Annotated in this window: 16 protein-coding genes; 14 read left to right on the top strand and 2 right to left on the bottom strand. The window is 59.6% G+C overall.

Annotated features, from left to right (window positions below; all coding sequences use genetic code 11):
• Positions 1 to 150: 150 nt before the first annotated feature.
• From TU84_RS06555 to TU84_RS06495, 13 genes are all read left to right on the top strand, one after another.
• Positions 151 to 1773, top strand: a complete 1623-nt coding sequence (locus tag TU84_RS06555) for a methyl-accepting chemotaxis protein (protein ID WP_048368154.1) — start codon at positions 151 to 153, stop codon at positions 1771 to 1773.
• Positions 1773 to 2288, top strand: a complete 516-nt coding sequence (locus TU84_RS06550) for a chemotaxis protein CheW (protein ID WP_048368152.1) — start codon at positions 1773 to 1775, stop codon at positions 2286 to 2288. Before TU84_RS06555 ends, TU84_RS06550 begins: the two co-directional genes overlap by 1 nt.
• Entirely contained in the window at positions 2285 to 3553 is a 1269-nt protein-coding gene (locus TU84_RS06545; protein WP_048368150.1) for a CheR family methyltransferase, read from the top strand. Before TU84_RS06550 ends, TU84_RS06545 begins: the two co-directional genes overlap by 4 nt.
• Positions 3550 to 4236 (top strand): chemotaxis protein CheW, encoded by a 687-nt coding sequence (locus TU84_RS06540; protein ID WP_048368149.1) that lies wholly within the window; start codon positions 3550 to 3552, stop codon positions 4234 to 4236. The genes TU84_RS06545 and TU84_RS06540 overlap by 4 nt, the downstream gene beginning before the upstream one ends.
• Positions 4233 to 6539, top strand: a complete 2307-nt coding sequence (locus TU84_RS06535) for a hybrid sensor histidine kinase/response regulator (protein ID WP_048368147.1) — start codon at positions 4233 to 4235, stop codon at positions 6537 to 6539. Before TU84_RS06540 ends, TU84_RS06535 begins: the two co-directional genes overlap by 4 nt.
• On the top strand, positions 6536 to 7546 hold the full coding sequence (gene cheB / locus TU84_RS06530) for a chemotaxis response regulator protein-glutamate methylesterase (protein ID WP_048368146.1): 1011 nt from the start codon (positions 6536 to 6538) through the stop codon (positions 7544 to 7546). Before TU84_RS06535 ends, cheB begins: the two co-directional genes overlap by 4 nt.
• A gap of 52 nt (positions 7547 to 7598) precedes the next feature.
• Positions 7599 to 8600: a response regulator gene (locus tag TU84_RS06525; protein ID WP_048368145.1), complete on the top strand. Its 1002-nt coding sequence runs from the start codon at positions 7599 to 7601 to the stop codon at positions 8598 to 8600.
• 419 nt (positions 8601 to 9019) lie between these two features.
• Positions 9020 to 10115, top strand: a protein-coding gene (gene prfB / locus TU84_RS06520) for a peptide chain release factor 2 (protein ID WP_123749704.1) whose coding sequence is annotated in 2 segments (ribosomal slippage) — positions 9020 to 9091 and positions 9093 to 10115 — 1095 coding nt in all. Because the reading frame shifts where the segments join, the coding sequence is not laid out codon by codon here.
• Between the two features lie 113 nt (positions 10116 to 10228).
• A complete protein-coding gene (lysS, locus tag TU84_RS06515; RefSeq protein WP_048368143.1) occupies positions 10229 to 11731 on the top strand; it encodes a lysine--tRNA ligase in 1503 nt (500 codons plus the stop codon).
• A gap of 259 nt (positions 11732 to 11990) precedes the next feature.
• A complete protein-coding gene (locus tag TU84_RS06510; RefSeq protein ID WP_048368142.1) occupies positions 11991 to 12539 on the top strand; it encodes a hypothetical protein in 549 nt (182 codons plus the stop codon).
• 24 nt (positions 12540 to 12563) lie between these two features.
• Positions 12564 to 13841, top strand: coding sequence for a flavohemoglobin expression-modulating QEGLA motif protein (locus tag TU84_RS06505; RefSeq protein WP_048368141.1), 1278 nt, complete (start codon positions 12564 to 12566; stop codon positions 13839 to 13841).
• Between the two features lie 16 nt (positions 13842 to 13857).
• On the top strand, positions 13858 to 14763 hold the full coding sequence (locus tag TU84_RS06500; protein ID WP_048368140.1) for an alpha/beta hydrolase: 906 nt from the start codon (positions 13858 to 13860) through the stop codon (positions 14761 to 14763).
• A complete protein-coding gene (locus TU84_RS06495; protein ID WP_048368138.1) occupies positions 14760 to 15086 on the top strand; it encodes a hypothetical protein in 327 nt (108 codons plus the stop codon). The genes TU84_RS06500 and TU84_RS06495 overlap by 4 nt, the downstream gene beginning before the upstream one ends.
• Before the next feature lie 87 nt (positions 15087 to 15173).
• Here TU84_RS06495 and TU84_RS06490 read toward each other — a convergent pair whose 3' ends face one another.
• Together TU84_RS06490 and TU84_RS06485 are read right to left on the bottom strand one after the other, a co-directional pair.
• Positions 15174 to 15953, bottom strand: a complete 780-nt coding sequence (locus tag TU84_RS06490) for an OmpA family protein (RefSeq protein WP_048368137.1) — start codon at positions 15951 to 15953, stop codon at positions 15174 to 15176.
• A 65-nt stretch (positions 15954 to 16018) separates the two neighbouring features.
• Positions 16019 to 16432 (bottom strand): DUF4398 domain-containing protein, encoded by a 414-nt coding sequence (locus TU84_RS06485; protein WP_048368136.1) that lies wholly within the window; start codon positions 16430 to 16432, stop codon positions 16019 to 16021.
• Positions 16433 to 16701: 269 nt separating this feature from the next.
• Here TU84_RS06485 and ppc point away from each other — a divergent pair, with 269 nt between their 5' ends.
• On the top strand, positions 16702 to 19332 hold the full coding sequence (gene ppc, locus TU84_RS06480) for a phosphoenolpyruvate carboxylase (protein ID WP_048368135.1): 2631 nt from the start codon (positions 16702 to 16704) through the stop codon (positions 19330 to 19332).
• The last annotated feature ends 64 nt before the right edge of the window (positions 19333 to 19396 follow it).

Here is a 19396-nt window from a genome sequence, read left to right as displayed (position 1 = left end):
AAAGATCGCGAGGTAAGCTCGCTCCTACACTGTTAGCTGTGTTGTAGGTTTTTTTACTAATTGCTGTGAGAACAGTCTCAACGTCCGTGAGAATCCTTGCTGGCCCTCGGCTATACTCCTCCATCATTTGAATGGCCCCGAGGATAGACTGTGAAGAACTGGACGTTACGCCAACGCATTTTGGCGAGCTTTGCGGTGATCATCGCCATCATGTTGCTGATGGTTGTCGCGTCTTACTCGCGCCTGCTGTCGATTGAGTCGAGCGAAGAGACCGTTCGCACCGATTCGATTCCCGGGGTCTATTACAGTTCGATGGTGCGCAGTGCCTGGGTCGACAGCTATGTCCTGACCCTGCAACTGGTCGGCTCGGCCACCCAGCGTGATTTGACCAGCGAAGACCGTAAGCTGTATGCCAGCTACGAAGACCGCATGATCCACGAGCTGGACAACTACCGCACCACCATTTTTGATAGTGAGGACCGCGCCGAGTTTGATGAATTCGAGCGCATCCACGGTGAGTACACCAAGGCGTTGTCTGGCGTTCTGCAGTTTTACGAAGACAAAAAAACCGAGCAAGCCGACGCCATGCTCAACGAGCAACTGGCCCCGCTATGGGCCGCGGGGCGCAAGCAACTCAACACCATCATTGATACCAACCGTACCCAGGCCAACCACGCCACCGAAACCATTGCCAATGCAGTGACGACGGCAAAAATCAGCATGGTGATCTCGCTGATCGTGGCCGTGCTGGCTGCCGGGCTGTGCGGCTACCTGTTGTTGCAGGCGATCATGTCGCCGATGCAGCGCATCGTTTCGATCCTTGAAACCATGCGTTCCGGTGACTTGAGCTCACGCTTGAACCTGGACCGCAAAGACGAGTTCGGTGCCGTCGAAACCGGCTTCAACGACATGATGACCGAGCTTACCGCGCTGGTGTCTCAAGCCCAGCGGTCCTCGGTCCAGGTCACCACCTCGGTGACCGAGATCGCCGCCACGTCCAAACAGCAACAAGCCACGGCAACCGAAACTGCAGCCACCACCACGGAAATCGGCGCGACCTCCCGCGAAATTGCCGCCACCTCCCGTGACCTGGTGCGCACCATGACCGAAGTGACTTCGGCTGCCGATCAGGCTTCGATTCTGGCCGGTTCCGGGCAGCAAGGCCTGGCACGCATGGAAGAAACCATGCACTCGGTGATGGGCGCTGCCGATCTGGTTAACGCCAAGCTGGCGATCCTCAATGAAAAAGCCGGCAACATTAACCAAGTGGTCGTCACCATCGTCAAAGTGGCCGACCAGACCAACCTGCTGTCGCTCAATGCCGCCATCGAAGCCGAAAAAGCCGGTGAATATGGCCGTGGTTTCGCCGTGGTTGCCACCGAAGTACGTCGCCTGGCTGACCAGACGGCTGTCGCCACCTATGACATTGAACAAATGGTGCGCGAGATCCAGTCCGCCGTGTCGGCGGGTGTGATGGGCATGGACAAGTTCTCTGAAGAAGTGCGCCGTGGCATGGCCGAGGTGACGCAAGTCGGTGAACAACTGTCGCAAATCATTCATCAGGTTCAGGCCTTGGCGCCGCGCGTGTTAATGGTCAACGAAGGCATGCAGGCGCAAGCCACCGGCGCCGAGCAAATTAACCTGGCACTGGTGCAGTTGGGTGATGCTAGCAGTCAGACCGTAGAGTCCTTGCGTCAGGCCAGCTTCGCGATCGACGAACTCAGTCAGGTTGCCGTTGGGCTGCGCAGTGGCGTTTCGCGTTTTAAAGTCTGATGAGCGAACTTTTAACCAAGCGTGCGGCCGCCGTGGCGCCGAGTCAGCGCCTGTTCCTGGTGTTCTACATCGGGGATGAGCGTTATGCCTTGTCGGCGACCGATGTGGTCGAGGTGCTGGCGCGTTTACCGCTCAAACCGATTGCTCACGCCCCGGCCTGGGTGGCTGGCGTGTTTGCGCACCGCGGGCAGATGGTCCCGGTCATCGACATCAGCGCCATGACCTTTGGCCATGAAGCCGTGGCCCGCACCAGCACGCGGCTGGTGCTGGTCAATTTTCGCGGCAAACTGCTGGGGCTGATGCTGGAGCAGGCCAACGCGACCTTGCGCTGCGATCCGGCAGATTTTCAGCCCTACGGCCTGGATAACCGCGACGCGCCGTACCTGGGGCCGGTTCGTGAGGATGCCCAGGGTTTGCTGCAGTGGATCCATGTCGACGACCTTTTGAGCCCGGCGGTGTGCGCGCTGCTGTTCCCTCCGAGCCAGGATGACGCCAGCGCAGAGGGGCTCGCATGAGTGACGACCAGCGCTTTTACGATTTTTTGAAGCAACGCATAGGCCTGGACGTAGCGTCCGTGGGCCTGGCGATTATCGAGCGTGCGGTACGCCAGCGTTGCCTGGCGTTGAACATGCCCGACAACGATCACTACTGGCAGCGCCTGACGTGTTCACACGATGAGCAGCAGGCGTTGATCGAATCGGTGATCGTGCCCGAGACCTGGTTTTTTCGGTACCCCGAGTCGTTTGCCACATTGGGCCGTCTGGCCCGCCAGCGTTTGGCCGACACCAGCGGCCTGCATACCCTGCGCATTCTGAGCTTGCCGTGCTCCACCGGCGAAGAGCCGTATTCGATTGCCATGGCCCTGTTTGATGCCGGTCTGGTTGGGCATCAGTTCAAGGTCGAAGCCCTGGACGTCAGCCCGTTGTCGGTGGCGCGGGCGCGGTCGGCGCTGTATGGCAAAAACTCATTTCGCGGCCAGCAAATTGATTTTCGTGAGCGCTATTTCACCCCGGTCAATGACAGTTATCAGTTGGCGGAGCGGGTGCACGAGCAGGTCTCTTTTCATGTCGGCAACCTGCTTGACCCGACGCTGCTCAGCCATCACCTGCCTTATGACTTTGTGTTCTGTCGCAACCTGTTGATCTACTTCGACCTCAAGACTCAGCATCAGGCGCTGGATATCCTCAAGCGCCTGACCCGTGACGACGGCGCGCTGTTTATCGGCCCGGCCGAGGGCAGCCTGCTGGGCCGCCTGGGCATGCGTTCGATCGGTGCACCGCAGTCGTTTGCCTTCTGTCACAGCCATGAGCCGGTGCCTGTTGCGCGGCCAGCGCTGGCCGAGCCCAGACCGCTGCCCAAACCCGCACCGCGGCCGATGCCGCCAGTGTCTGCCCCACGGCCCTTTGCACCTCGTGCGCCAATACCTGTCGAGCCAACCCCTGCCGCGTGCACGGGGGCGGCCTTGCTGGCGCACATTGCCGCGTTGGCCAACGAGGGCAAAAGCAGCGACGCCCGCCAGGCTTGCGAGCAGTTTTTGCAACAGCATGGCCCGCACGCTCAGGTGTTCTACTGGCTGGGCCTGCTCAGCGATGTTGAAGATCAAGCGGCGCAGGCGCAGAGTTTCTATCGCAAGGCGCTGTACCTGGAACCCCAGCATTCAGAAGCGCTGGCGCACCTGGCCGCTCTCTTGGCTGCCCAAGGTGACGCAGCAGGCGCCCAGCGCTTGCAGGAGCGCGCTGCCCGTCATGAACGTTCGGTTCACAGTGAGCGCAAACAATGAGAGGTTTATTCGCCCAAGGCTTGATTCATGACGAAGCCCAGACCATTGATGACTGCTGGAACCGCATCGGCATCTTCGGCGACAAGTCTTGCCCGAAGTTGCCGGAGCATATCCATTGCCGCAATTGCGCGGTGTATTCCGCTGCCGCCACGCGCTTGCTGGATCGCTACTCGTTTGAGCAAGAACCTGAGGAGCACAACGCCCAGCCAATGGCTGAGCAAAAAGTTGCCACACGTTCGCTGGTTGTATTCCGTCTGGGCGGTGAATGGCTGGGCCTGAACACGGTGTGCCTCGACGAAGTGGCGCGCATGCAGGCCATTCACTCGTTGCCGCACCAGCGTTCGCGGGCCCTGCAAGGGGTGGCCAACGTGCGCGGTGCGTTGGTGCCGTGTTTGTCGCTGGTTGACCTGTTGGGGCTGGACCCTACGGTGACCATTACCCCTTCGCAGCGGGTGATGCCGCGCATGCTGATCGTGGCCGCCCATGGTGGCCCGGTAGTGTTGCCGGTGGATGAAGTCGACGGTGTCCACAACATTGAAGAACGCGCTTTGAACGCCGCCTCGCTGTCGGGCGAGCATGCCAGCGCAAAATACACCCGGGGTGTGCTGGCGTGGAAAAACCGCAGCCTGCGCTGGCTGGATGAAGAACAACTGCTTGGCGCAATTACCCGGAGCCTGACATGACCCCCGAGCAAATGCGCGACGCGTCGCTGCTTGAACTGTTCAGCCTGGAGGCTGAGGCCCAGACGCAGGTGCTGAATGAGGGGCTGCTGGCACTTGAGCGCAACCCGACCCAGGCCGACCAACTGGAAGCCTGCATGCGCGCCGCCCACTCGCTCAAGGGCGCAGCGCGGATTGTCGGCGTGGACGCGGGCGTCAGCGTGGCCCACGTGATGGAAGACTGCCTGGTCAGCGCGCAAGAAGGCCGTTTGCGCCTGCATCCCGAACACATTGATGCCTTGTTGCAGGGCACTGACTTGTTGATGCGCATCGCCACGCCGGGCAGCGACAACGTCGGCCCGGCCGATATCGACGCGTATGTCGCGCACCTCAACGAACTGCTGGATCCTTCCGGGCGGGTGGCGCCACGTGCCGCGCCCGTGGAGTTCGACGTCTCGCAATTGTTGCTGGCCCCCGAGCCTTTGCCCGAGCCGCTGCTTCAGCCAGAGCCGGTGGCCCCAGTGGCCGCCGAGCCGGCCCCCGAACCTGCGCGTCGGCCTCAGCGCCTGACAGAAAGCGGCGAACGGGTGTTGCGCGTCACCGCCGAGCGCCTCAACAGCCTGCTCGACCTGTCGAGTAAATCGCTGGTCGAAACCCAGCGTCTCAAGCCGTACCTGATGGCGCTGCATCGGCTTAAACGCATGCAGAGCACCAGCCTGCGGGCGCTGGATACCCTCAACGAGCAGCTCAAAGTGGTGGGCCTGACGCACGAGGTTGAAGAGGCCCTGAACGAGGCCCGGCGCGTGCTCTCCGAGTCGCAGCATTTGCTCAGCGAGCAGACCGCCGAACTCGACGAATTCGGCTGGCAGACCAGCCAGCGCGCGCAATTGCTCTATGACACCGCGCTGGCCTGCCGCATGCGCCCGTTCGCCGATGTGCTGGTGGGCCAGGAGCGCATGGTCCGTGATTTGGGTCGGGCGTTGGGCAAGCAGATACGTCTGGAAATCGAAGGCGAGAAAACCCAGGTTGACCGCGATGTCCTCGAAAAACTCGAAGCGCCGCTCACCCACTTGCTGCGCAACGCCGTCGACCACGGGGTTGAATCGCCCGAACAACGCTTGTTGGCGGGCAAACAGCCCGAAGGCACGATCCGCTTACGGGTGTCGCATCAGGCCGGGTTGCTGGCCGTCGAACTGAGCGACGATGGCGCCGGTGTCGACCTCGAACGCTTGCGTCGCAGCATCGTCGAGCGCCAGTTATCCACCGCCGAGACGGTGGCGCAACTGAGCGAAGAAGAACTCCTGACCTTCCTCTTTCTGCCGGGGTTCAGCCTGCGCGATACGGTGACTGAAGTCTCCGGTCGCGGCGTCGGGCTGGATGCGGTGCTACACATGGTGCGCCTGTTGCGCGGCGCCATCGTGCTGGAGCAAACCGCAGGGCAGGGCAGCCGGTTCCTGCTGGAAGTGCCGCTAACCTTGTCGGTGGTGCGCAGCCTGGTGGTTGAAGTGGCCGACGAGGCCTACGCCTTCCCGCTGGCGCACATCGAGCGCATGCGCGACCTGTTGCCGGATGACATCGTGCAAGTCGAGGGGCGTCAGCATTTTTGGCACGAAGGCCGGCACGTCGGCCTGGTGGCCGCCAGCCAGTTGCTCCAGCGCCCGCCCAGCCAAAGCGATGACGAAACCCTCAAAGTGGTGGTCATTCGTGAGCGCGACGCCGTGTATGGCGTGGCCGTCGAGCGGTTTATCGGTGAGCGCACTCTGGTGGTTTTGCCGCTCGATCCGCGCTTGGGCAAGGTGCAGGACATCTCGGCCGGTGCGCTGCTGGACGATGGCTCGCCAGTGCTGATTGTCGATGTTGAAGATATGCTGCGTTCGGTCGATAAGTTGCTCAACACCGGGCGTCTGGAGCGTATTGATCGGCGCAATCGGCACACCGCAGAATTGACCCGCAAACGCATTCTGGTGGTAGATGACTCGCTGACCGTACGTGAATTGCAGCGCAAATTGCTGATTAATCGGGGTTATGAAGTGGCCGTTGCGGTTGACGGCATGGACGGCTGGAACGCCCTGCGTGCCGAGCATTTCGATCTGTTGATTACCGACATCGACATGCCGCGCATGGATGGCATCGAGCTGGTCACCCTGTTGCGCCGCGACAACCGTCTGCAGTCCATGCCGGTGATGGTCGTGTCCTACAAAGACCGCGAAGAAGACCGACGACGTGGCCTGGATGCAGGAGCCGACTATTATCTAGCCAAAGCCAGCTTCCATGACGACGCCTTGCTTGATGCCGTGGTTGAACTCATCGGGGGAGCCCAAACATGAAAATCGCCATCGTCAACGACATGCCTTTGGCGGTTGAAGCGCTGCGTCGGGCGCTGGCCTTTGAGCCGAGCCATGAAGTGGTCTGGGTCGCTCACAATGGTGCCGAGGCGGTACAAAAGTGTGCTGAGTTCACCCCGGATCTGATTTTGATGGACCTGATCATGCCGGTCATGGACGGGGTGCAGGCGACACGGCGGATCATGGCTGAAACGCCCTGTGCCATTGTGATTGTGACCGTTGACCGGGAGCAGAATGTACACCGCGTGTTCGAGGCCATGGGTTTTGGCGCGCTGGATGTGGTGGACACACCCGCGTTGGGTGCAGGCAATGCCAAAGAAGCGGCAGCGCCGTTATTGCGCAAGATCCTCAACGTGGGCTGGTTGATGGGGCAGAGTGACAAGCGGGTACGCCCGGTGTCGGCGCAGCCGCGGGCATTGGGCTTGCAGGGCGGGCTGGTGGTGATTGGCTCGTCTGCGGGCGGCCCGGCGGCGCTGGAAAGTTTGCTCAAGGGGCTGCCGCGAGATTTCCAGGTGCCTATCGTTCTGGTGCAACACGTAGACCAAGTGTTTGCGGCGGGCATGGCGGAGTGGTTGAGCGGCTCGTGCGGACTGGACGTACGCTTGGCCCGGGAAGGCGAAGTGCCACAGCCGGGGACGGTATTGCTGGCGGGCACCAACCACCACATACGCTTGTTGAAAAACGGCACCCTGGCCTACACGGCGGAGCCGGTAAACGAGATCTACCGCCCCTCGATTGATGTGTTTTTTGAAAGTGTTGCAAGGTACTGGAAGGGAGATGCCGTGGGGGTGTTATTAACCGGCATGGGACGCGATGGGGCTCAGGGGCTTAAACTCATGCGCCAACAAGGCTTCCTCACCATTGCGCAAGACCAACACAGCAGTTCGGTGTACGGCATGCCTAAAGCAGCTGCGGCCATTGATGCCGCGGTTGAGATCCGTCCTTTGGACAAGATTGCGCCACGTTTGCTGGAGATATTTGCCAAATGATCGACAAAATCCCGCAGGACTGGCTTGAAGGCAGTAATTCAGGTGAACGCGCATGAGCGATTTACAGTTGGACGACGTTAAAACAGACGAAAACGCCGCCATGGTGCTGCTGGTAGACGATCAGGCGATGATCGGCGAAGCCGTGCGCCGGGGGTTGGCGCTAGAGCAGAACATTGATTTTCACTTCTGTGCAGACCCGCATCAGGCGATTGCGCAAGCCATCCGCATCAAACCGACCGTGATTTTGCAGGACCTGGTCATGCCGGGGCTGGACGGTCTGACCCTGGTGCGTGAATACCGCAATCACCCGGCGACGCAGAATATTCCGATCATCGTGCTGTCCACCAAAGAAGACCCGCTGATCAAAAGCGCGGCGTTTTCGGCGGGGGCCAATGATTACCTGGTCAAATTGCCCGATAACATCGAGCTGGTGGCGCGCATTCGCTATCACTCGCGCTCCTACATGACCCTGTTGCAGCGTGACGCGGCCTACCGTGCGCTGCGTGTGAGTCAGCAGCAACTGCTCGACACCAACCTGGTGCTGCAACGGTTGATGAACTCGGACGGCCTGACCGGGCTGTCGAACCGTCGGCACTTTGACGAATACCTCGAGCTGGAGTGGCGCCGCGCCTTGCGGGAGCAGACCCAGCTGTCGTTGTTGATGATCGACGTTGACTACTTCAAGTCCTTCAACGATACCTTCGGCCATCTGGACGGCGACGAGGCATTGCGCAAAGTGGCCGCGACCATTCGCGATGCCAGCAGTCGCCCGTCTGACCTGCCGGCGCGTTACGGCGGTGAAGAATTTGCCATCGTCTTGCCCAACACCTCCCAGGGCGGAGCACGACTGGTGGCAGAGAAACTGCGCCAGGCCGTAGAAGCCCTGAAAATCCCTCACATCCAGCCTAGCGAAGGCCGCAGCCTGACCATCAGCATTGGCCTGGCGACCCTCACCCCGCAACAAAACGGCAGCTCACGCCAATTGATCTCCGCGGCGGACAAAGGCCTGTACCTGGCCAAGCACAACGGACGTAACCAGGTCGGGATCGAGTAACCATCCCACCTTGTCTCGCGAACTTTTGATCATTAAAGGCAAAAGATCGCGAGACAAGCTCGCTCCTACAGGGTAGGTTTTGCTTACATGAGGGGGGTTGTTACTCAGCGTTGTCCAGCAATGAATCCACCACCGCACGGGCCATTTCGACCGAGTGCACCGTCTGCTAGGCGCATAACAGCAACTAGGAAGTGCCCTGCATTGGGAAGAGGAAATTGCTGACGGAATGCGTCAAAAAGCCATCCCAAAACTCTGTAGGAGCGAGCTTGCCTCGCGATCTTTTGATCTTTAAAGGCAAAAAATCGCAGCCTTCGGCAGCTCCTACAAAGTGAACTGCCCCCGCCAGGCGGGCTGCTGCCAACCCATGTTTGCGGTATACTCCCCGGCTTTGTAAAAATCGCCTACGAGTGCCGCCAGCCATGGAAATCAACCCGATCCTTAACAGCATCAAGGACCTGTCAGAGCGCTCCGAAACTATTCGGGGGTATCTTTGACTACGATCAAAAGCATGAGCGTCTGATCGAAGTCAATCGCGAGCTTGAAGATCCTAGTGTCTGGAACAACCCGACGTACGCCCAGGAGTTAGGCCGCGAACGCGCCCAACTGGCGCAGATCGTCGAAACCCTGGATGAGATGCACACAGGTCTGGCCGACGCCAAAGACCTGCTGTTGATGTCTGCCGAAGAAGAAGACCAGGCCGCTGTCGATGACGTTGCCGCTGAAGTCGAGCGTCTGCGCGAAGCCCTTGAAAAACTCGAATTCCGCCGCATGTTCAGCGGTGAGATGGACGCCAATAACGCTTACCTGGACATTCAGGCAGGCTCCGGCGGTACCGAAGCGCAAGACTGGGCCAATATCCTGTTGCGGATGTATCTGCGTTGGGCCGACAAGCGCGGCTTTGATGCCACCATCATGGAATTGTCTGCCGGTGAAGTCGCCGGGATCAAAGGCGCAACCGTGCATATCAAGGGTGAATACGCCTTTGGCTGGCTGCGTACCGAGATTGGCGTCCATCGTCTGGTGCGTAAAAGCCCGTACGACTCGGGCAACCGTCGTCACACCTCGTTCTCGGCTGTTTTCGTTTCGCCGGAAATTGACGACAACATCGAAATCGACATCAACCCGTCTGACCTGCGGATCGATACCTATCGTTCCTCCGGTGCGGGTGGTCAGCACGTAAACACCACTGACTCGGCCGTGCGGATTACCCACGTACCGACCAACACCGTGGTGAGCTGCCAGAACGAACGTTCCCAGCATGCGAACAAAGACACCGCCATGAAAATGTTGCGGGCCCGTCTTTATGAGCAAGAAATGCAGAAGCGCAGCGCGGCGTCCCAAGCCCTGGAAGACACCAAGAGTGACATCGGCTGGGGCCACCAGATCCGCTCGTACGTACTCGACGCTTCGCGTATCAAGGATTTGCGTACCAACATCGAGCGCAGCGATTGCGACAAAGTGCTCGACGGCGATATCGACGAATACCTGGTAGCCAGCCTGAAACAAGGGCTGTAAGTCGCGCAATAACCGTAAGTGCGCAGCCAATGCGATGCCTCAAGGCGCGCTAAAGGCCCGCCAACCCCTGCCGCAGGGCAGGGGCAACGAACCTGTGATGGAATTTTTAAGACATGAGCGACCAACAACTCGACCCCCAAGACCTGCAACAGGAAGAAAACGCCCTGATCGCCCTGCGCAAGGAAAAACTTGCAGCCGAGCGCGCTAAAGGCAACGCCTTCCCGAATGATTTTCGTCGTGAAAACTACTGCGCTGATTTGCAGAAGCAGTACGCCGACAAGACCAAGGAAGAGCTGGCTGAAGCAGCTATTCCGGTCAAGGTTGCGGGTCGCATCATGCTTAACCGTGGCGCGTTCATGGTGATCCAGGACATGACTGGTCGCATCCAGGTCTACGTCAACCGTAAAACCCTGCCAGAAGAAACCCTGGCCGCCGTGAAAACCTGGGACCTGGGCGACATCATCGCCGCTGAAGGCACCCTGGCCCGCTCCGGCAAAGGCGACCTGTACGTTGAAATGACCAACGTGCGTCTGCTGACCAAATCCCTGCGCCCGCTGCCAGACAAGCACCACGGTCTGACTGACACCGAGCAGCGCTATCGCCAGCGTTACGTTGACCTGATCGTTAACGAAGACGTGCGCCACACCTTCCGTGTGCGTTCGCAAGTGATCGCGCACATCCGCAGCTTCCTGATGGCGCGTGACTTCCTTGAAGTTGAAACGCCGATGCTGCAAACCATTCCGGGCGGCGCGGCAGCCAAGCCTTTCGAAACTCACCACAACGCGCTGGACATGGAAATGTTCCTGCGTATCGCGCCTGAGCTGTACCTCAAGCGTCTGGTGGTGGGCGGCTTCGAAAAAGTGTTCGAGATCAACCGTAACTTCCGTAACGAAGGCGTGTCGACCCGTCACAACCCAGAATTCACCATGCTTGAGTTCTACCAGGCGTACGCCGACTACGAAGACAACATGGACCTCACCGAAGAGCTGTTCCGTGAACTGGCACAGCTGGTGCTGGGCAGCACCGACGTGCCGTACGGCGACAAGGTGTTCCACTTCGGCGAGCCGTTTGTGCGTCTGTCGGTCTTCGACTCGATCCTCAAGTACAACCCTGAGCTGACCGCTGCAGACCTGAACGACATCGACAAGGCGCGTGAAATCGCCAAAAAAGCCGGTGCCAAGGTGCTGGGCTTCGAAGGTCTGGGCAAGCTGCAAGTGATGATTTTCGAAGAGCTGGTCGAGCACAAGCTGGAGCAACCGCACTTCATCACCCAGTACCCGTTTGAAGTGTCGCCGCTGGCCCGTCGTAACGACGACAACCCGAACGTGACCGACCGCTTTGAGCTGTTTATCGGTGGCCGTGAAATCGCCAACGCCTACTCCGAGTTGAACGACGCGGAAGACCAGGCCGAGCGTTTCATGGCGCAGGTGGCGGACAAGGACGCCGGTGACGACGAAGCCATGCACTACGACGCCGACTTCGTACGTGCGCTGGAATACGGCATGCCGCCAACGGCGGGTGAAGGTATCGGTATCGACCGTCTGGTGATGCTGCTGACCAACTCCCCGTCGATTCGCGACGTGATCCTGTTCCCGCACATGCGCCCACAAGCGTAACGATGCTGAATAAAAAACCGCCGATTCAAGGCGGTTTTTTATTGCCTGCAGAACGCTGAGCTGGATCTTTGTGTGGGAGCGGGCTTGCTCGCGATAGCATCAACGCGTTGTCGCAGGTAGATCAGGGCGCTTGCATCGCGAGCAAGCCCGCTCCCACAGTCAGTCATAAGGCATACCAACGGTTGACGGCGATTGTCAGTCGGATGGAATATCAGGCCCTACTCAATGAGCCCTGGCCGCTCTATAGAAGGATGCAGGCATGAAAGTGTGGCGCGTATTGCTGGTGGCATTGTCATTTTTGATGTTGAGCGGGTGCCTGGTGACGTTTAAAGACGCACCGATCGCGGCCCAGCCAGCGCCAAAACAACTGCTCGGAAAATGGACCAGCAAGGATGCCTGGGGCGAGGCGCGCAACCTGAATATCCGCGCCGTCGACAAGACTCGCTACCAAGCCGTGATCTACCCCAAGGGCGAACCCAAGGCGCGTGATCGTTACACCTTTATCGTTGCCCGCCACGGCAGCCGCTGGTACGCCTCGGCCAATTTGCCAGCCAAGCTGGGCGGTGGCTACACCCTCAATGGTTTTGAGGTGAACGATAAAGGCGAGTTGGTGGTGTACGACCTGGACCTTGACCAGATCAAGCAGGCGATAGGCCAGTCGGCCTTGAACGGTGAGCCGGTCGAAACGTCTGAAGGCTCAGGCGTACAGATCCAGAGCCCATCAGCTACAGTTTTTGCATACCTCGATGATCCTGCCAATTCGGACGTCTTTGTCGAAGTGGCCCGCTATCAGCGTGCGATCAAGTAACCGCATTTAATCAAGGAGCCGCGGGTGGACGATTACCAGCGCACCATACGCACGTTGTCAGACCGCATTGTGCTGGCCCAGGCGCCGATCCGCGTGCTGGATGCGGTGAAGTGGGATGACAGCATCCGCCAGGGTTTTTTAAAGGCCAAAGGCAAAGAGATGCCAGCGGTCAGCCGTGACTATTACTTGTCCCGGCCGCTGTCTTTTGACTCCAGTGCGGTCAAGTCAGAGTTCCAGCACATTGAGCGCGACATTACCCGGCAACTGGGGCAGTTCAACCCGGTCGGGCAGATCATGCGGCGCATGTGCAAAGAGTACCGAATGGTGGTGCGCATGCTCGAAGCACGCGGCACTGAAGACTTCGGGCTGATTTCCCAAGAGTTGTACGGCGCTGCTTCCGACGCGTTCCATGCCGGTGATCCAACGCTGGCCGATTTGGGCCTGATGATGTCCGATTACCTGGACAACATCGACGGGCGTGGCGACCTTAAGGACGAAGCCAAAAACCTGACCGCCAAAGACGCGGTCAACCTGCTGCAAAGCCGGCTCAACAAGGTCTTTGGCGAGTGCGAAGAAACCATTCGGGTGTTTGAGTCGGACGGTATCGTCGCGGACGCAGCAGCCGGCGCCGACTACATCAAGATCCGCAGCGATGCGATGTTCAACGAGCGTGACGTGCGCGCCCTCGAAGTACACGAAGGGCTGGTTCACGTGGGCACCACGCTCAATGGCCAGAACCAGCCGATTTGCACCTTCCTGTCCAAAGGCCCGCCCTCATCGACAGTGACCCAGGAAGGGCTGGCGATTTTGATGGAAGTCATCACCTTTGCCTCTTACCCGAGCCGCCTGCGCAAACTGACCAACCGCACCCGCGCCATCCACATGGTGGAGGAGGGCGCGGACTTTATGCAGGTGTATCAGTTCTTCCGTGATCAGGGGTTCGAGATGCCAGAAAGCTACGGCAACGCGAGTCGGGTTTTCCGTGGCTCGGTGCCAAATGGACTGCCATTCACCAAAGACTTGTCCTACCTCAAAGGCTTCATCATGGTTTACAACTACATTCAGTTGGCCGTGCGTAAGGGCAAGCTCGAACAAGTGCCGCTGCTGTTCTGTGGCAAGACCACGCTGGAAGACATGCGCACCTTGCGCCAGTTGGTCGATGAAGGATTAGTGGTTGCGCCTAAATACCTGCCGGACCAGTTCCGCGACATGAACGCCTTGTCGGCATGGATGTGCTTCTCCAACTTCCTCAACCACTTGAGCCTGGACCGGATCGAAGCCGACTACTCCAATATTTTGTGACAAGGCGATCCTCTCAATGAAAACCCTGGCTGCACTCTGCCTGCTGCTCGCCCTCAGCGGATGCAGCTCATTGTTGTTTTACCCCGAACCTGGCCAGCCGATTACCCCGACGGCGGCGGGCCTTGCCTACAAAGACGTCAACCTCACTGCCGCCGATGGCACGCAACTGCATGGTTGGTGGCTACCGGCCAAGCCCGGTGTGCCGCTCAAGGGCACCGTGCTGCACCTGCATGGCAATGGCGGCAATCTGGCGTACCACCTGGGCGCCGTGGCCTGGTTGCCCGGGCAGGGCTATCAAGTGCTGATGCTCGACTATCGCGGTTATGGCCTGTCGCAGGGCAAGCCGGGCTTGCCAGCGGTGTATCAGGACATCGACGCCGCCTTTGACTGGTTAGAGCAACAACCGTCCGTGCAGGGGCAGCCGCTGATTGTGCTGGGGCAAAGCCTGGGCGGGGCCATGGGCGTTCATTACCTGAGCCAGCACCCGCAGCAGCGCGCCCGGCTCAAGGCCGTGGTGCTTGATGGTGTACCGGCCAGTTACCGCGAAGTGGGGCAATTTGCCCTGAGCACGTCCTGGCTGACCTGGCCCTTGCAAGTGCCGCTGTCGTGGTTGGTGCCTGACGCAGACAGTGCGGTGTACGCCATGCCGGACATCAAAGACGTGCCTGTGTTGATTTTTCATAGCATGGACGACCCGATCGTCCCGCTGTCCAACGGCATCCGCCTGTACCAGGCCGCGCCGCCGCCCAAGGTGTTGCAACTGACCCGGGGCGGTCATGTGCAAACGTTTGGTGACCCGACCTGGCGCCAAGTGATGCTGCGTTATCTTGAAGACCCGCAACATTTCAACGGTGTGCGGCGACTGGGGGAGATCCCCAATTACCCGCCGACTAAAGCTCCCGAAACAGAGACCCCGCAATGAGTGAAGAGCGTAACGCCATCCCCCTGATCCTCACTGGCATCGGCACCATCATCGGTACGGTGGGCTGCCTGTGGTACTACGGTTACCTGCACTTCGCCAAGCCTGAGGATGCGTTGCTGCTCAACGACTTCACCATGCTCAAGACCTTGCCGGGCGAGGACTACAAAGTTTCCCTGACCCCGGCCAACCAGGTGGCGCAGTGCATTGACGGCATCGTGGTGCTGTTTGATACCGAACAGAAAGGCCTGACCGGGGTGTTGGTCAACAACAAAAAACAGGCCGTGCATTGCATGGGGCAGGACACGCCGAAGCTGCAACCTTAAAAGCAAAAGCGCCCTCACGGCAAAAGCCATTCAACAAAAAGCCCCGCCTGATCACTCAGGCGGGGCTTTCATTTAACGCTTATCGATTTACTGGATCGACGAGCGTGGCGCAACCGGCTGGTTGTCGTTGGAGATGGTCACTTCAACGCGGCGGTTTTGAGCGCGGCCCGAGTTGCTGCTGTTGTCAGCAACCGGGTATTCCTTGCCATAGCCTTGGGCAACGATACGCGATGGGTCTACACCGGCACGTACCAGTGCCGCTTTAACCGCATTGGCGCGACGCTCAGACAGGTTCTGGTTGTAAGAAGCGCTGCCTTTGCTGTCGGTGTAACCCTCAACAATCACCTTGCGATCCGGGTTCTGGATCAGGTAGTTGGACAGGGTCGCGATGCTTTCGCGGCTGTTAGGCTTGAGGTTGGCCTTGTCGAAGTCAAACAGCACGTCACCAAAGGTCACCAGGGTGCCGCGATCCGTTTGCTTGGCGTTCAGGCTTTGCAGCTTTTTGATTTGCGCATCACGGGCGTCCAGCAGGGCCTGGGCACGATCGGAACCGGCGTTTTTCAGCTGGTTTTCAGCGGTACGCAGGGCGATGGTTTGCTTGGCCAGTTCAACACGCTGGTTGGTCAGGTAAGCCAGTTGGTCAACCTTGGACTCTTTTTCCTTGTCCAGGTATGCCTTTTCAGCCTTGTCCAGCCACTCGCCAGCGTCTTTGGTTTCAAGGGCTGCAACCTTGGTCGCTTCCGGGTTGGTTTGCAGGGCCGAGTAGTTGCTCTTGGCGTTTTCCAAGTTAACGTTCGGCTGGTGCGAGCACGCGGCCAAACCAACGCTCAGGGCCAGCAGGGCAGGGATCATTACTGTATTGCGCATAATAGTTGTCCTTTCTATCTATTAGGAATGCTGTATCGCCAGTTGCGATCAAAGAGGGGCGGCTGTTATTGCAGGCCGCGCATGCCTTCCTGACGCAGTTGCTGGACGGCTTTCTGAGCATCCTGAACGGCCTTCTCGGCTTTTGCGGCCTGGGCTTTACGTTCTGCTACGCGAGCGTCCCATTCAGCTTGTTCGGACAGGCGACGGGCTTCGTCATATTTTTTGTCGTGCATGGCCAGCTCAGCTTGTTTGAGCTTGTCTTGTGCCGACTTCATTTCCACTGGAGCGTATTCGGTACCGCCAGCGCTGACGGCGTTGTTCACGGCCGACTGCGTCACAGCGTATTGCTCGGTTGGCGGGTTACCAGCGCAACCGGCTAAAACGAAGCTGGCACCGATCGCCAATGCAGCCAGTTTCAGCCCGCGCAGGCGAGGAGAGGTGGTTTTGACAGTGCGGGTCATCATGGTCTTCAACTCCATTAGGAAACTCCTTAAAAACATCATCTCCATCACAACTGTCGGGTGACCTGGAGCAGTTGGACGCAGGTTCCTGCAGTGATGGTTAAAAGCTGTGACCTGAACGAAATTTGAATAGTTCAAAAAAAAAGATGGCAGTTTGCCTAAAATTTTTCTGACTGATGGGTCATAGGCTAATTAGCTGTTTAGCGCGCGCATGGCTTGCCAGCGACGCCCATTGCGACGCACTCTTGGGTCACGAACTCGCCCAGAATCTGCTGGAGAAATGGCTGATGACCGATATTGATGCACGCTTGCGCGATGATGTTCACCTGCTGGGTGAGCTGTTGGGTAATACGATTCGTGACCAATACGGCGACGCGTTTCTCGCCAAGATCGAACGCATCCGCCAGGGTGCCAAAGACGACCGGCACGGCACTCCGGGCGAAGAATTGAGCGCCATTCTCGATGCGCTCAGCGATAACGAAGTGCTGCCGGTAGCGCGGGCGTTCAACCAGTTTTTGAACCTGGCTAATATCGCCGAGCAATACCAGTTGATTCACCGGCGTGGCGATGACCAGCCGCAACCGTTTGAGTCGCAGGTGCTGCCCACGTTGTTGAACCGCTTGCTGGCCGAAGGGCATGACGCGAACTCGCTGGCGCAACAACTCAGCAGCCTTGAGATTGAGCTGGTGCTCACGGCCCACCCGACCGAAGTCACGCGCCGCACCTTGATCCAAAAATACGACGCGATTGCCGAGCAACTGGCGGCTCAAGATCACCGGGATCTGACCCTGGCCGAGAAGTCGCGAATCGAAGAGCGCTTGCAGCGCTTGATCGCCGAAGCCTGGCATACCGAAGAAATCCGCCGCACCCGCCCTACACCCGTGGATGAGGCCAAGTGGGGTTTTGCCGTTATTGAACACTCGTTGTGGCAGGCGCTGCCCAACATGCTGCGCACCGCCGACGCGGCGTTGCACGAGGCCACCGGGCTGCATTTACCGCTCGATTCAGCGCCCATTCGCTTCGCCTCGTGGATGGGCGGCGACCGTGATGGCAACCCCAACGTGACCGCCACGGTCACCCGCGAAGTGCTCTTGCTGGCGCGCTGGATGGCCGCCGATTTGTACCTGCGTGACATCGATAAGCTCGCCGCCGACCTGTCCATGCAGCAGGCCACTGATGAATTGCTCGCGGTGGCGGGAGAGAGCGCCGAACCGTACCGCGCAGTGCTCAAACAATTGCGTGAACGCTTGCGCATCACCCGGGCCTGGGCGCAGAGCGCCTTGCACAGCGCACAACCTGCGCCCGAAGGTGTGTTGAGCGACAACCAGGACCTGCTGGCACCCTTGAAGCTGTGTTACACGTCTCTGCACGCCTGTGGCATGGGCGTGATTGCTGACGGGCCACTGCTCGATTGCCTGCGTCGGGCGGTGACCTTTGGCCTGTTCCTGGTGCGCCTGGATGTGCGTCAGGACGCAGCCCGACACACCTCGGCCATGACTGAAATCACCGATTACCTGGGCCTTGGCCGCTATGAAGACTGGGATGAAGATGCGCGCCTGATCTTCCTGATGCGCGAATTGAACAACCGTCGCCCGCTGTTGCCGGGTTACTTCAAACCCGCCGCCGAGACGGCCGAAGTGTTGGCCACGTGCCGTGAGGTGGCAGCTGCGCCGGGGGCTTCGCTGGGCTCATACGTGATCTCCATGGCGGGTGCCGCTTCTGACGTGCTGGCGGTGCAACTGCTGCTCAAAGAGGCCGGGCTTGAGCGCCCGATGCGCGTGGTGCCACTGTTTGAAACCCTGGCCGACCTGGACAATGCCGGGCCGGTGATTGAGCGCCTGTTGCTGTTGCCGGGTTACCGCGCACGCCTGCACGGGCCGCAGGAAGTGATGATCGGCTACTCCGACTCGGCCAAGGATGCCGGCACCACGGCAGCGGCGTGGGCGCAGTACCGGGCGCAAGAAAATCTGGTGAATATTTGCCGCGAGCAACACGTCGATTTGCTGCTGTTTCATGGCCGTGGCGGCACAGTGGGGCGTGGCGGCGGCCCGGCGCATGCGGCGATTCTGTCGCAACCGCCGGGGTCGGTGGCGGGGCGTTTCCGTACCACCGAACAGGGCGAAATGATCCGCTTCAAATTTGGCCTGCCTGACATCGCCGAGCAAAACCTCAACCTGTACCTGTCGGCGGTACTCGAAGCCACGTTACTGCCACCGCCGCTGCCTGAGCCGGGGTGGCGAGTACTGATGGACGAACTGGCCGACGACGGGGTCAAGGCCTACCGCTCGGTGGTGCGCGACAACCCGCAATTTGTCGAGTATTTCCGCCAGTCCACCCCGGAACAGGAATTGGGCCGCTTGCCCTTGGGCAGTCGCCCGGCCAAGCGCCGTGCAGGCGGGATTGAAAGCTTGCGCGCCATTCCGTGGATTTTCGGCTGGACTCAAACCCGCCTGATGCTGCCCGCCTGGCTCGGCTGGGAAACCGCGCTCAGCCAGGCGCTGGCGCGCGGCGAAGGAGAGCAACTGGCGCAAATGCGCGAGCAGTGGCCGTTCTTCCGCACCCGCATCGACATGCTGGAAATGGTCCTGGCCAAAGCGGATGCCGACATCGCCCGGCTCTATGACGAACGTCTGGTGGCCCCTGAATTGCTGCCTTTGGGTGCTCACTTACGCGACTTATTGTCGCAGGCGTGCGAGGTGGTGCTGGGTTTGACCGGGCAGTCTCAACTGATGGCGCACAGCCCGGACACGCTGGAGTTCATCCGCTTGCGCAACACCTACCTTGACCCGCTGCACTTGTTGCAGGCTGAGCTGCTGGCGCGTTCGCGACGCCAGCAAACCGATCAGGACAGCCCTCTGGAACAAGCGCTGCTGGTGACTGTGGCGGGGATCGCGGCGGGTTTGCGCAACACCGGCTAAGCTCGTTCGCTAGTCAAAAGTCGCGCCGTGGTGCCAAACATCGGGGCTTTTCATGGCCTGATCC

This window comes from Pseudomonas helleri, assembly GCF_001043025.1.
Classification (GTDB): domain Bacteria; phylum Pseudomonadota; class Gammaproteobacteria; order Pseudomonadales; family Pseudomonadaceae; genus Aquipseudomonas; species Aquipseudomonas helleri.
Note: the sequence above shows the minus strand (reverse complement) of the source record. Positions and strands in the feature narration are given on the sequence as shown.